7 protein-coding genes are annotated in these 14,996 nt (G+C 61.4%); 4 read left to right on the forward strand and 3 right to left on the reverse strand.

What is annotated here, in order from left to right:
* Positions 1 to 149: 149 nt before the first annotated feature.
* The 3 genes from ACV22W_RS09475 to ACV22W_RS09485 form a co-directional block, all read right to left on the reverse strand.
* The gene (locus tag ACV22W_RS09475; RefSeq protein WP_448018919.1) at positions 150 to 728 is read right to left on the reverse strand and encodes a DUF488 domain-containing protein; all 579 of its coding nucleotides are present in this window, start codon (positions 726 to 728) and stop codon (positions 150 to 152) included.
* Positions 725 to 952, reverse strand: coding sequence for a DUF2945 domain-containing protein (locus ACV22W_RS09480; RefSeq protein ID WP_448018920.1), 228 nt, complete (start codon positions 950 to 952; stop codon positions 725 to 727). Before ACV22W_RS09480 ends, ACV22W_RS09475 begins: the two co-directional genes overlap by 4 nt.
* Positions 953 to 1,148: 196 nt before the next feature.
* A complete protein-coding gene (locus ACV22W_RS09485; RefSeq protein WP_448018921.1) occupies positions 1,149 to 1,628 on the reverse strand; it encodes a hypothetical protein in 480 nt (159 codons plus the stop codon).
* 652 nt (positions 1,629 to 2,280) lie between these two features.
* Here ACV22W_RS09485 and ACV22W_RS09490 point away from each other — a divergent pair.
* The 4 genes from ACV22W_RS09490 (at position 2,281) to ACV22W_RS09505 (ending at position 14,494) form a co-directional block, all read left to right on the forward strand.
* A complete protein-coding gene (locus ACV22W_RS09490) occupies positions 2,281 to 3,987 on the forward strand; it encodes a ShlB/FhaC/HecB family hemolysin secretion/activation protein (RefSeq protein WP_448018922.1) in 1,707 nt (568 codons plus the stop codon).
* A 79-nt stretch (positions 3,988 to 4,066) separates the two neighbouring features.
* Positions 4,067 to 4,969, forward strand: a complete 903-nt coding sequence (locus ACV22W_RS09495) for a hypothetical protein (RefSeq protein WP_448018923.1) — start codon at positions 4,067 to 4,069, stop codon at positions 4,967 to 4,969.
* A 71-nt stretch (positions 4,970 to 5,040) separates the two neighbouring features.
* Positions 5,041 to 7,866, forward strand: coding sequence for a two-partner secretion domain-containing protein (locus tag ACV22W_RS09500; RefSeq protein WP_448018924.1), 2,826 nt, complete (start codon positions 5,041 to 5,043; stop codon positions 7,864 to 7,866).
* Position 7,867: 1 nt separating this feature from the next.
* On the forward strand, positions 7,868 to 14,494 hold the full coding sequence (locus tag ACV22W_RS09505) for a hemagglutinin repeat-containing protein (protein WP_448018925.1): 6,627 nt from the start codon (positions 7,868 to 7,870) through the stop codon (positions 14,492 to 14,494).
* The last annotated feature ends 502 nt before the right edge of the window (positions 14,495 to 14,996 follow it).

The following is a 14,996-nucleotide window of genomic DNA, read 5'->3' on the forward strand; positions in this document are numbered from 1 at the left end:
TGCAGGATCGCGGCGGCGCAAAGCGGGGCGAGCGTGCCGTGTATCGGGTGCGCGGCGGGCGCGGCCGATCGACGTGTACGTAGCATCGGGCATGACGCGCCATCGCGCTTTCATGCCGTCGCGGCATCGCGCGCACGATCGGTGTCGCATCACGCGTTCGGCTGCGCGCCGGCTTCGTCTGCCGGCGCATCGCCTTCGACGTCCGGATAGACGATCGCCCCGTCGTCCCGGATCACCGCGCCGGCCGTGAGGCGCGCGGGCTCCACGCGATTCGGGCCCATGATGTGCAGCACCGTCTCGCCGCGCGCGATCAGGTAGTCGGACACGATGCGCCGATGACAGCGCCACCACACGGCTTCCGAACACATGATCGCGCACCGCTGCCGGTGCCCTTGCACGACCAGCCGGTCGAGGCCTGCTCGAAACTCGGGCGACAACGCGTAGTCCGCGTAGCGATGGAAGCTGCGGTTCGTCCAGAAGCCGTTGATCTCGTCGGGCACGCCGCGCGACTTGCCGCGCAGGCCGCCGAGTGCCGCGATGTGCTCGTACGCGATGTCGACCGCGGCCAGTGTGCCGGGGAGCGTTGCTTCGTTGAACTGCGGATTCGTGCGCGAGCGCGTCATCTTCCGGATATCGGCGAGCAGCGCGATGTCGACCGCATCGAGCATTTCCATGAACTCGTCGAGCGTGCGGTTCGAATGGCCGATCGTGTAGAACGGGAGCGTCACTTGGCGTCCTTGTCGGCAATGCGTTCGAGCACGCGGCCGCGATGCGCGGCGATGTGGTCGGTGCGGTCGCTCGCGATCTCGTATTGCGGATCGTCGGGCGACGCACGGCGGCGATGGCCCTTGTAGTCGAAATCCTTCGTGTGGATCGCGATGATCGTGCCGGTCACGTAACCGGCCTCGGAATTCCAGCGGACGTGGTCGCCCAGCTTGAACGGCGTCGTCATGCGGGTGCCTCCTTGCCTCGGTGCGGTGTCTTCGGTCGTTGCCGTACGTATTATCGGCGCCGGCCGCGCTCGGAAAAAGATGCGGATGACAGGCGCAAGCGTCGTGCCGGCGCATGGTGAGGCTTTCATTTATCCGATGATGCAGGCCGACGAACTGAAGTTGCTCTCGTTTGGAATGCTGCGGAAGACATGCGTATCAACGTTCGCCGGTGCTACGCAACGTCTGAGAGGGCACGTTTACTTCCAAAATTTGGGAACAAAAAAACGGATAAGGCAGATGTGTGAACCAAAGTGCGCCGTTTCTACCATGTAGGTGAATGTGTTTTGCCAGGAATTGGATTGTCTTGAGCGAGCGCACCGGCGCCCGGAGTATACGGCCCTCCTTGAACACACCCGCCGTCGCGGGCTCGTCGTGTCTGCCGAACGGCGGATAGTCATTCAGCGATCCGAAAGCGGGTTCGTGAGCCGCGTGGAGGACGTGGTGGGGATAGTGAGCGTGCGCTTCCCATTCGTCGAATTCTTCAACGTGACCGGCCGCTGGGGCGGCCGGCGGCGTCGGCGAGACCGGGCAAGCAGGGCGGTCCTTGGTCGCAAGCCAGTAGAAGCCGAACCCGAACAAGGCGCCGAGGACGAGTGCCAGGGCGACCGGCACGGCGGTATGGAGAGTGGGACTCACGAAGTTTCGTGAGCGACGTGCACCGAAGCAGGATTGCGGCGGTGGCGCGACCCTCGCTGGCCGTGTTCTGAAAGGTGATATGTGATCGAAAAAAACCAGGATGCAGTGTCGAACTCGGCCTTGCACTTGCAGAGTGCGTTGTAGATATACGACACGCTGACGTGTGTGTCTATCGCGACTGAAACTGCATTTCATTGCATAACAAAACGGCTGAAAATGTTAACTTAGTCAAGGTTATTTGTTTGGTGAGATCGTCTAAGCGATTGAGGCCGCTGGGAAGGAGCAGTCGGTGACCAACCGGAAATGTATTCGAGGAATTAGCGCTCGGTAACGGCGAGTCTTGATTTTTCAGAAAAATGAAGAGAAAGGCCGCGTGTTTCGGTGCTCTGAGTCACCGAACTCAGAAGAGAGGAATCGCATTTTTAGTGTCTTTGAGTGTGCGGGTCATTAACTTCTTTAAGTGTTTCTAATTGTCAAGTTTGAGGATTGATTTCTGGCGCTGAAATGGACGGTCTCGGCCCAAGAGAGAAGGCTATTACATCATCGGAGTCGGGCGGTCAATTGATCAGATGCCTTTGCAATTTCTGATAATACGCTGACAAATATTTCGATAAATTACGCCGCGAGAGACCAACCATTACGCCGCTAACTAGTGAAAAAACGAGAAACTTCGGCAGCGTTGATTTCGGCGTTGGCGAGCGTTTCCGCGCTAGCCCAAGGCGTTCCGCCATCCGAAACTACGTCTGGCCCACAAATTCAGCGTTTGCAGCAGCAGCAACTCGAGGCCACCAAGGAGCTGAATCCGCGTCCCAAGGTGCTGACACCCACCGGAGAAAAGACTTCGGCGCCCAGCGTCACGAGCCTGCCCCTCGATAACCCGTGCTTTCCGATCAAGGAAATCGCGCTGGAAGGCAATACGTTCGGCTGGCTCGCGCGTTTCCTTCAACCGGTCGTGGGCCAGTGCGTCGGCAAGACCGCACTCAAGCAGATCCAGGATGCAGCCAACAATGCGCTGATCGAGCGCGGTTACGTGACGTCTCGTGTTCTCGTGCCGACGCAATCGTTGCAATCGGGGACGCTGACGCTGCGCGTTGTGCCGGGGCGCATCAGCGATGTCCGAGCCGACAAGCCCACGATTGGCTGGTTGCGCGCGGCGCTACCCGTTTCGGCCGGGGCGCTGCTGAACCAGCGCGACATCGATCAAGGGCTCGAGAACCTGCGTCGTCTTCAATCCCAGTCCGATGCCACGTTGGACATCGTGCCGGGTCTGAATCCTGGGGACTCCGAACTCGTTTTTCACCCTGGAACCGGCAAGCGCTGGCATGCCGTTATCGGCACGGACAACGCAGGCCTCGATTCCACGGGCAAGTACGAACTGTCCGGCTCGTTCACGTTCGACTCGCCGTTTCACCTCTACGACCAACTGCAAATCGTCGGCACGACGAATGCCAACTTTGGCTCATCCGACAAGGGCAATCAGTCGGTGTCTGCCAACTACAGCGTCCCGGTTGGCTATGCGATGCTGACGTTGAATGCGAGCCGCTCCCGCTATAAGCAGACGGTGGCCGGCTTCGATGCGCCGATCGAATACAGCGGCGTGCAGTCGCAGCTTCAGGCCGGCCTGTCGGGCGTGATCTATCGGAACGCGCACGCGCGTACGGAGCTTCACGGCAACCTGTTCCACAAAATCAGTCGCAACTCGCTGGATGGTGTCGATCTTCCCGTGCAGCATCGCGACATCATCGGCTACGAACTCGGCATCGCGCATCGCCAATACATCGGTAACGTTGTCCTCGACGGCTCGCTCGCCTGGCGCGCATCGCTTCCGGGTCTGTCCAGCAATTCAGGAACGGTGGTTGGCACACCCGATTTCGACGGTAAAACACAGGTGGAGTTGGCGAGCCTCAGCGCCCAAGTCCCTTTCAAGATCGGCAGTCAGACGTTCTCATACCAGTTCGGCTGGAACATGCAGAACGCACGTACGCCACTGACCCCTTCCGACTATTTCACGATCGGCACGCGTTACGCCGTTCGCGGTTTCGATCAGCAACTGACGCTGGCTGCAGAGAGCGGCTGGGTCGTTTCCAACGAACTCGATTGGTACGTGCCGACGCCGCTTGGCACGCAGGCGCTTTATGCCGGCGTCGATGCCGGGCGCGTGCGCGGGCCGGCCGCGGAGTACCTGCTTGGCGAAACATTGGTCGGCGCCGTAGTTGGTGTGCGCGGCAATCTCGCACCGAAGAACGTGCTCGGTGCCGCACTGAACTACGACGTGTCGCTTGGCTTCCCGCTGTCGAAGCCGCAGGGCTTCAAGACGAGTTCGCCGACGCTGCTGTTCCAGGTCAGCACGTTGTTCTAAGCAGTAGGGGTGAACCGAGCGCAACGACATGTTGCGACTCGGTGATTTTGTCGATCGAGTAAGAGCAGAAGGAAAGACTATGCAGAACGTGTATGAGAAGCGTCGTGTTTTTCAAGCCGTAACGACAACGTTTGCGGTGGTGGCCGCACTTGGCCTGAGCGCATGTGGCGGTGGTGACGATGGTGGCAGCGGTAGCAGTGCCGCATCGAGTGGCGCGTCGTCGAACGCAGCGCCGTCGGGCAGCGCGTCGACTTCGTCGGGGATTCGTTTGGAAGGGCAATCGCAATCGATCTCGAGCCAGGTTTCGACGGTTCGTGTTCTGATGCCGCCCGCGTCGTGGAACGGCGGGCAGATGCCGAACGGGAATTACACGCTGGCGGCCCTTTCTCAGCCTGTATCGACGCTCAAGGAGCAGGCACCGGGTGCGTATATCGCGATTCCGTATGGTTCGTCGGGCACGATCAAGACGCTGACGAAGGGCGTCGTGACGGACCTCGCTGGAAATGGCGACATTGCGATCGGCCGCTGGGCGGACGGCGCCGATTCGTCGGGCGCTACGTATAACGCGAATCAAGGCCAGGTCTGGGCAGTCGGCGTACCGGTTGCAATTGATGCGACCTCGCCTGTGCAGATGCAATGTTCGCTCGCCTTTGCTACACGTCCGACGTCGGCGGATGGCAATACGGCGCCGGGTTCGCTGACCGGCGCCACGGCGACGCTGACGAGCGGGACGAACACGTTCGGCAATACGGCCATCAACTACACGTTGAATCTGCAGTACTCGATCGGCAATGACCAGAACCAATCGTTCGTAGGAACGTCCTCGGTCGGCCTCACCGAGCTCGGCGCCAAAACGAAGTCGACGCTGATGAGCACGGTCATGGGTTCGGATGCGAAGCAACCGTACCTGATCGTGTCGTACGGCATCCCGGCAACGACGACGGGCAACATCAACGGCTTGGTGGCACTGAGTTGCAAGTAACGTGAGTGGGGCCGGTCGTTTGCGCGATGTGCGCGACACCGGCCTGACATGCATTCAAGAATAAAACGATCATGAATTCCGGAATCTTTCGCTTGGTGTTCAGTGCCGTGCGCGGCATGCTGGTGGCAGTTGACGAGAACGCGTCGGCGCATGGGGGCGGCGAGCGCTCCCGTGTACAGCGCGCAGTTCGTCCTGCGACCGAGGATTCCGGAATCTCGATCTGGTTCGCGGCGCGGGCGACTGCGTTTGCCGCACTCTGTACGTTCGGCATGCAGCCCCTCATCGCCGAAGCGCAGGCTACGTTGCCGATCACGCCTGATCGTAGCGGTCCGACCCATCCGGTCGTCGGCGTGTCGGCATCAGGCGTGCCGCTCGTCAATATCACCGCACCGAAAAACGGCGTCTCGCTGAACAACTTCACGCAGTACAACGTGGGTACGAAGGGCGCTGTGCTGGTCAACAGCGGCCAGAATTCGCAAACGCAGCTCGCCGGCTGGGTTCAAGGCAATCCATTTCTCGGCAACAGCTCGGCCCGCGTGATCGTCAACCAGGTCACGTCGGGTAATCCCAGTCAACTGCTCGGGCCGACCGAGATCGCCGGCAATCGCGCGAATCTCGTGATCGCGAACCCGGCAGGCATCACCTGTTCGGGTTGCGGTTTTCTGAATGTGCCGCGTGTCACGCTGACGACCGGCGTGCCGACGTTCAATCCGGACGGCACGTTGGCGGGTTTCAATGTGACGCAAGGGCAGATCGGCATTGCCGGTGCGGGGCTCGATGCCCATGGCAGTGCGATCGACCTGATTTCGCGTGCGATGACGATCAACGGTCAGGTGTGGGCGGATTCGATCAATGCGGTCGCGGGCGCGAACCGTGTCGACTATGCGAGCAACGCCGCGCAGGCCCAGGCCGGCACCGGCGCGGCGCCTGGCGTCGCGATCGACGTGCAGGCACTGGGTAGCATGTTCGCCAATAGCGTCCGGATGGTCGGGACCGAGGCAGGCGTGGGCGTGCGAGACGCGGGTGCTGTCACGTCACTGACCGGCGATATTCAAGTCTCGAACAACGGCGATGTGACGATTGCGCCGACCGCGCGTTTGCAATCGGCCGCGAACACCCGGATCGATGGCGCCAACGTTTCTCAGCAAGGCACGATTGTCAGTACGCAGACCATCGATCTGAACGCGTCGCAGGCATTGTCGAACGCCGGAACGATTTCGTCGGGCGGCAACACGAACATCACTGCGGCAGCCTCGCTCAACAACAGCGGGCAGGCATACGCGGGGGCAGATTCCGCAGGTAATCTCGTCGGCGGTGGCTCCGTCACGGCACGCGCTGCGAATCTGACGAGCGGCGGCACGCTGGCAGCGGGCGATAACGTCAATCTGTTCGCAAACGACGTCACGCTCGACCAAGGGACCGTGACTGCGGCCAGCGCAATCAATGTCGCGACGAACGGCACGCTGTCGAACGTCGCCGGCACGATGAGCGGTCAGAACGTGACGCTGAATGCGGGGCAACTGGTCAACGACTTGGGCGTCATCAGTTCGCAGAACCTGGCGAACGTGACCGCGCAATCGGTATCGAACCGGTCCGGCACGTTGGTGGCCGATGCGCTGTCGCTGAACTCGTCCGGTCCGCTCGACAATACCCAAGGGCACATCACGGCGCGCACGGCGCAGATCGCTGCAACCGACCTGACGAACGTGGCCGGTGAGATCGGCACGTCGACGGGTGCGTTGGCACTGACGGCGACCGGGAGCGTAGCGAACGATAACGGGAAGATTGCAGGCGGCAATGGTCTCACGCTGACCGCGAATACGGTTTCCAACGCACAGGGCCAGATCGGCTCCGTGGCGGGCAATACCTCGCTCGACGTCACGCAATCGCTGAACAACGCAAACGGCAAGCTTGCGTCCGGTAACGACCTGTCGATTCACACGGCCCATCTCGACAACTCGGCCGCATCGATCAGCGCACATGCCGCACAGATCACAGCGGCCGATGTCGTGAATACGGGCGGCAAGATCGGCACCACTGACGCACTGGCCGTGGCGGTGACGGGCGCCGTCTCGAATCAGTCGGGTTCCATGGTCGGTGGCAACGGTCTGTCGGTGACGGCAAACAGCATTGGCAATGCGTCGGGCACGATCGGATCGGCCGCTGGCGACACGACGCTGCATGCGACGCAGTTGCTGACGAATACTGGCGGCACGGTGAGCTCGGCCAATGCACTCACCGTCGCAAGCGACACGATCGACAACACGGACGGCAGTATGACGGCCGTGCACGGTGCGCAAATCCAGGCGGGGAATCTCGTCAACGCGGGTGGCCAGATCGGATCAACATCGGACGCATTGTCGCTGACGGCCACGCGCACGCTGTCGAACGATAGCGGCAAGCTGTTGGGGGCGACCGGGTTGTCCGCAACCGCCGGCACGCTGAGCAACCGGGCAGGCCAGATCGGCACGTCCACCGGCGACATGGCGCTGACAGTCTCTCAGGCACTCGACAATACGCAGGGCAAGATTACCGCAGCTGGCGCGCTGAACACGCAGGCCGGTACGTTCGACAATTCGCGAGGCACAGTATCGGCGAATGCGACGAAGCTCGCTGTAGCAGGCGCACTGACGAATGCGGGCGGTACGATCGCGGCGACACGCGACACCACCGTGGCGGCGCAGACCGTGTCGAACCACGGCGGCACCATCGGTTCGGTTTCCGGCGCGCTGGCGGTGGCGACATCTGGCACGACGGACAACGCTGGTGGCAAGCTGCTGGCATCGGGCGACACGACCCTGACCAATGCGGGATTGCTGAACTCGGGCGGCACGGTCACGGGGGGCGAACGTCACGCTCGCGTCCGGACAGGGGACGATCGACAACACGCTCGGTAAAGTGGCGGCAAGCCAATCACTGACGAGCCGGTCGGGGGCGTTCGACAACCGGTCGGGTTTGGTGCAGGCAACGGGCACCGTCGACATCGATACGCACGGCCAGACCTTCGACAACAGCGTGATGACAGGGCAGTCCGCGGGTGGTCAGGTGCTCGGCAATGGCGTCACGTTGGCAACCGGAGCGCTGAACAACGCAGGTGGCGCCATCTCGTCGAGCGGTGCCGCGACCGTCAATGCTGCGTCCGTGACCAACGATACGGGGTCGCTCGTGGCGGACGGTGCATTGACAGTGCGAAGCACCGGTACGGTGTCGAACGTGGCCGGCCAGATCGGCGGCAACCGGGGCGTAACGGTCTCCGGTACGACGGTCGACAATACGCGCGGTGCCATGCACGCGAGCGGTGCGCTGTCGGTGACGGGCGATACGATTCGCAATGCACAGACCGCCAATTCGACGCTGCCGACGACGGCGTGCGTGCCGGGGCTGACGGCCGGGATTGAGGGCGCAAGCGTTACGCTGAACGCCAACCAGGCGATCGACAATACGTCCGGCTCGATTCGCGCGGACAAGGATGCGAAGCTCACTGCACCGACTATCGACAACACGTCGGGCAGCATTCAGTCGAAAGGCACCGCAACATTGGCAGCGTCGAATACGCTGATCAACAGCCAGGGCGACATCAACGGCGACCAGCAACTGACGGTCTCGACCGGGACGCTCAGCAATGACGGCAAGCTCCAATCGGCCGGCGACGTCAATGTGACGACGCACGGCGATCTGACCAACACCGGCCAGATTCTGGCGGGCCATGATCTGACGGCCACGGCTGGCGGTACGCTCGACAACAGCGGCACACTGTCGGCAGGCAATGTTGCCAATGTGAACGCCAATTCCATTCAGAACCGCGCGACCGGCGAGATTTTCGGTGGGAACGCTACGAACGTCCATGCGAACCAGTCGATTACGAACGAAGGTCTGATCGACGGCGGTATCACGACGGTGACGGCGGGGGACACCATCACGAATGCGGGTGGCCGGATCTATGGCGATACGGTCGCGGTTGGCGCGAACACAGTCGTGAACGACCAGAACGCCCAGGGCGTGGGCGGTGTGATTGCGTCGCGCGGCGACCTCGACATTGGCGCGCAGTCATTCAAAAACCAGAACAATGCACTGATCTACGCGAGCAACGACATTCGCGTCGGCGGCGCGCTGGATGCGAACCATCAGGCAACCGGCAGCGCCCAACTCGTGACGAACAACGGCGCGCAGATTGACGCGGGGCGTGACATCACGATCTCCGCGAATCGATTCGAAAACCTGAACTCGAATTTCCAGACGTCGACCGTCACGACTGCCAGTGGCAATCAGTTGTGGTATCAGGTTCCCGGCTCGACCGAGAAGATCGATCCTTCAACCGTTTATCTATACCAGAAGAACAGCCAGGAAATTCATCCGGGCACGGAATACCAGTGGGCGCTGGACGACGACCAGAAATTCATTCTGCTGCCGTCGACCAAATATCCGTTTGCCGAGTATGCGAAGTACACGATGAACGGTGTGGCTGGCAAGATCGACAACACGGCGTACGCCGCCAATTACTTTGGCTCGGGGGCGGCGGCGGCACAGACAGGTGCATATCGTACGGTGCCGGGCGACATTTGGACGACGTTCGGCGTGGCGCCACCCCCCGACGCAAACCCGGCGTGGGTCACGCAGGGGCCGTTCGCCATGACGGCGCCCGCCGCGCTAATTTTCGGACGAAGGGGCGTCGGCAGCGACTGGTTTTCCATCAAGGCCCCCACTGAAGCGGACGTAACGGGTGCAAAACCGAATCCCTTCGATCCACAGAGCCCGTCGTGCCTGACTTCGACCAATGCGGCTTGCGCGCCTTTCCAGCAGTGGTACAAGGCGACCGTTACCGCCTACCAGAACCTGAACCAGGCGCTCGTTGCGTATAACGGGGACGTTGCGAGCCGGCTCGTCCAGACCTATACCGTCTACACGGTCGACGTGAAATCGACCAAGGACGTGGTAACGGCTTCGCAACCCGGCACGATTACGTCTGGCCGACATATCACGATCAACACGCCCTCCGGCGTCAACGACAAGAGCCAGATCGTGGCCGGCGACGGCAACAATCCGAAGAACGTGCAGAACATCGGTGCGACAGGCACAGAGACCTTCACGGGCTCGGGCAAGGCAATCTATACCTGGGTCCAGTCGGGCGGAGCCTTCAGTGGTGACGAGCGTGCAACCTCCACGACCAACTACTCGCCGGCCATTCCGACACAAACGATCGATCTGCCGGTGGTGCTGACCGATCCGAGCAAACCGTCCAATCCGATCAAGAGTGTGGCCGCGGCGACGTCCGTTGCGCAGGGCGCAAGCGGTACGGGCGTGACGCCGGTGGCGGGCAAGGATGTCGGCGGCCAAGTGTTGATCGGCTCGGGTGTGTCGGGTGTCGGTGTGGGGGAGGTATCGGCCGTGAAGGCGAACGTGGGCGACGTCGTCGTGCGAACGGTGACGCCGAACACGCGTTTGCCCAACAATGCGCTGTATCAGGTCACGAACGATCCAGGTAGCCACTTCCTGATCGAGACGGACCCGCGCTTTACCGATTATCGGAAGTGGCTGTCGAGCGACACGATGCTGGATGCGCTCAAGGTCGACCCGAATACGGTTCTCAAGCGTATCGGCGACGGCTTCTACGAGCAGCAACTGATTCAGCAACAGATCATCCAGACGACCGGCCAGCGTTTCATTGGCGACTACACGGACAACCAGAGCGAATACGAAGCGCTGATGGCGAGTGGCGTGAAGGCGTCGCAGCAGTTCGGGCTGAACGTCGGTACGGCACTGACCGACGCGCAAATGGCCGCGCTGACGAGCGACATCGTCTGGCTCGTGAATCAGACGGTGACGTTGCCGGACGGTAGCCGGCAAACGGTGTTGGTGCCGCAGGTGTATCTGCACGCGAACGCGGCGGACGTGACGGGAGAAGGCACGATCATCTCCGGCAAGAACGTCACGGTCGACGCCAACGGCGCGTACAAGAACTCGGGCACGATCGCAAGCCGCAACGTCACGATCATCCATGCGGATTCGATCGACAACAGCGGTACGGTGTCGGGCGGAACGGTGCTCGCGAGCGCGAACCAGGATCTCAATAATCTTGGCGGGTTGATTCAAGGCAATACCGTAGCGCTGTCGGCCGGCCGTGACCTCAATCTGACGAGCACGACCAGTTCGGCGAAAGCGGCGAATGGCAGCGCGACCGGTATCGATCGCGTATCGACGGTCAATGCCGGCACGCTGCAGGCTGTTGCCGGTCGGGACTTGAACGCCAATGCGGCTGTTGTCGCGACGACCGGCGACGCGGTGCTGGCAGCGAACAACGACGTCAATCTGAATGCGGTTCGCCAGAGCAGTCAGGACGCGGTGAAGTGGGACGCCCGTAACCACGCGGAACACTCTGCGTCGAGCGACACGGGCACGCAGATCGCGACGGGCGGCAACCTGGCGATAGTCGCCGGCCATGACGTGAATGCGACGGCTGCGTACGCCAACGCGCAGGGCGCAATTGGCGTGAGCGCCGGGCACGATGTCAACCTGAACGCCGGCGAGCAGAGCGCGAGCGCGAACGACGAGCACTATCGCAAGGAGAACGGCTTCCTGTCGTCGAAGTCGACACACACGATCGATTCGAGCAGCTACACGAATGCGATCGGCACGACGTTGTCGGGCAGCACGGTTGCGGTGCAGGCCGGCAACGACCTGACGGCGAAGGCCGCAACGATCGCAGCGACCCACGACGTGAGCCTGTCTGCCGGCCACGACCTGACGGTCACGACAGCGGATACGGCTTCGAGCGAGTATCACTACAAGGACGTGAAGAAGTCCGGCCTCGGCAGTGCGGGCGCCGGGATCTCGTATGGCACGAACCAGACGATCGACACCAGCCGCGATACGGTGAAGGGTTCGCAGGGCAGCTTGATCGGCAGCACGGACGGTAGCGTGTCGATGGTGGCGGGCAACAAGCTCCATGTGACAGGTTCCGACATCGTTGCAGGCAAGGACGTGACCGGCGTCGCGAAGGAATTGACGATCGATGCGTCGCAAACGGATCGTCATCACGAAGAAACTCACGAGGTGAAAAGTTCGGGTTTCACGCTGGCCGTGAAGTCGCCGGTGATCGATGCGATCCAGAACGTCAATCAACAGGCGCAGGGCGCGGGCGGCAGCCAGGACGGTCGCGCGGCGGCGCTTCATGCGATCGCGGCGGCGGGTGGGATGGCGGATCTGGTCGGTGCGACGGGCAGCATGACCAAGGCGCTGAACGATCCGAAGGGCAAGGTCGAGGCGAAGGTTGAACTGAGTTTTGGCTCGTCTCACAGCAAGTCGACGTTTACCGAGAACAGTACGCAGAACAACGGCAGCAGCGTGAAGGCCGGCGGTATGGCGGCGTTCGTGGCGACGGGTGACAAGAACGCCGGACAGGGCAACGTGACGATCCAGGGATCGGACGTGACCGCGAAGGATGTGCTGTTGCAGGCAACGAACAAGGTCAATCTGGTCAACAGCACGGATACCGACAGCACGCGCAGCACGAACGAGTCGAAGAGCGCGAGTGTGGGCGTGTCGTATGGCACAGGCGGGTTCGGCGTGTCGGCGTCGATGTCGCGCGCGCACGGCGATGCGAACTCGGATGCGGCGACACAGAACAATACGCACATCAACGCGAGTAACGCGGCAACGATCATCAGCGGCGGCGACACCAATATCGTCGGCGCGAACGTCAACGCAAACAAGGTGATCGCGGATGTTGGCGGCAACCTGAATCTCGCGTCGGTGCAGGATACGAGCCATAGCGAGGCGCACCAGAGCAGTTCGGGCGGCGGGTTCAGCGTCAGCCAGGGCGGAGCCAGCGCAAGTGTCAGCATGCAGAGCGGCCATGCGAGCGGCAATTACGCCGGCGTGAACGAGCAGTCCGGTATTCAGGCTGGAAGCGGTGGATTCGACGTCACGGTTAAGGGCAATACGGACCTGAAGGGTGCGTACATCGCAAGTACGGCGACGCCGGACAAGAACCAGTTGACGACCGGAACGCTGTCCTTCTCGGACATCCAGAACAGTTCGAGCTACAACGCGAGCAGCTTTGGGATTAGCGCGGGTGGCGGCGTCGGTGACGGTGGGAACAACTACGCCACGCACGGCCAGACGAGCGGCAAGAATACAGGCGGTGCATTGCCGCTCTACGTGAGCGAGAGCGATAGCAGCAATGCAACCACGAAGAGCGCAATCAGTGCCGGCAACATCACGATCACGGACAAGGCGAACCAGAAGCAGGATGTGGCGACGCTGAATCGTGATACGTCGGACCTGAATGGTACGGTCAGCAAGACGCCGGATCTGCAACAGGTGTTGAGCAACCAATCCGATCTGATCAACGCGGCGCAAGCGGCGTCGGAAGCGATCGCGAAGCAGATTGGCAGCTATGCGGACAGGAAGCGGGAGTCGGCACAGAAGAATGCCGACAGCGCAACCGATCCTACGCTCAAGGCACAGTATCAGCAGGAGGCTGACAGTTGGGCCGAGGGCAGCGACAATCGTGTTGCGCTGCATATCACTGGCGGCGCGTTGACGGGCGGGTTGACGGCTGGCGGGCTCGGAGCCGCTGGCGGCGCAGCGGGTGCCGGCGTGTCGGCGAAGCTCGCCCCGCAACTCAATGAAATCGCGCAGTCGATCAAGGATGCGGGGCCAACGGGCAACAAGAACGTGGATGAACTGCTGGGGAACCTGACGTCGAACGTGCTGGCGGGCGGTGCGGGTGCTTTGGTGGGTGGTGGAACGGGGGCGTTGAGCGGGGCGAGTGTGGATCGGTTTAATCGGCAGTTGCACGAGGACAGCAAGGCGAAGGAGCAGACGCTGGCGAAGAAGCTGGCAGCGGAAAGCGACGGGAAATCCACGGTGCAGCAGATTCAAGACCAGATGGCGCAAATGGATCTGGTGATGAGTGATGGAGGGGTGTTGCCGGGCAATGTTCGAGTAGCGTCGGGAGAGATGCCGCAGGACGGTACGGAGTGGACGCGGTATGGCGTGAACAAGGCGGGTCAGACGGTGTGGACGCAATCGTTGGGTCCGGGCGATCCTGATTTGCAGGCGTATATTGTGAAGGGAGCGCAGGGTAGCGGGTTCTCATATCAGGTGACGACGACGGGGAAGAATCCGGGCTTGTTCAGGTTGCCGGACTTCGTGAACTTCCAGATTGATTACTTCGTTGGGAGTGCGTGGGGGACGTTCTCTCGAGATGGGAACTCGTATTTTGGTTATGGCGTGAACAAAGCAGTGCCGAACTCTGTTAATGCTGCGGCGAGCATGCAATTTGGTTGGCTTAATCAAGCTTCGGTAAGACCTGGACAGACCAACAACTTTTTATCTGGGTACGCTGGTAATGGAACGGCTGCATTCTCTGCCGTTGGTGGCGGTGTTGTGTATTCACCGGGCAATGGAACTGCGACGGTCATTGGCGTTGGTGCTGGTGCAAATCTTGGAAAGACTTCCAATCCGGCGTCGGTTGGAATGGGTTATACAGTCGATCAGGGTAAAACAGGAGTCAGGTGGTAATTATGATGAGCTTCCCGGGTCAAACACCGAAGACGCGGGCACAGAAAATTATCTGGTGGTGTTGTTTTGCCGCGATGATGAGTTTCATTGTGTACGTGGTGTTGAAGAACATCTTTTTTAGCTGAACGACTGAGCCCGGCGTATGCCGGGCTCGGTGTTTATGCTGGCTTGGAACGAAGTCGCCGGCGAGGCCGTCGTTCAGCGGCGAGTCGTTGGTCGTCGCGGATATCGGGCGCGGAGAAGGTGGGCGTGAGCCGGTCGCACGCGCGTCACCTTGCATTGTTAGCGGCGGATGCGGACGAGCAGGCGCTGTTAGGTCAGGTGGCCGACACGTATCACGCGACCTTGAAGCAAAGCCCGGAAGCGCAGGCGTACTTGACGCAGCGCGGATTGACGCACGGCGAACTGATCGACGCGTTCAGGCTCGGCTATGCGAACAAGAGCCTGACGTACCGGTTGCCGCCGGGGTACAGCAAGCAAGGTCGGGAGGTGCGCGCGAAGC

This window comes from Burkholderia sp. AW49-1 (assembly GCF_053427845.1).

What these genes read in the sequence shown, in the direction of transcription:
- ACV22W_RS09480 (WP_448018920.1), bottom strand. Translation starts at nt 952, where the DNA reads ATGACGACGCCGTTCAAGCTGGGCGACCACGTCCGCTGGAATTCCGAG.
- ACV22W_RS09495 (WP_448018923.1), top strand. Translation starts at nt 4,067, where the DNA reads ATGCAGAACGTGTATGAGAAGCGTCGTGTTTTTCAAGCCGTAACGACA.
- ACV22W_RS09500 (WP_448018924.1), top strand. Translation starts at nt 5,041, where the DNA reads ATGAATTCCGGAATCTTTCGCTTGGTGTTCAGTGCCGTGCGCGGCATG.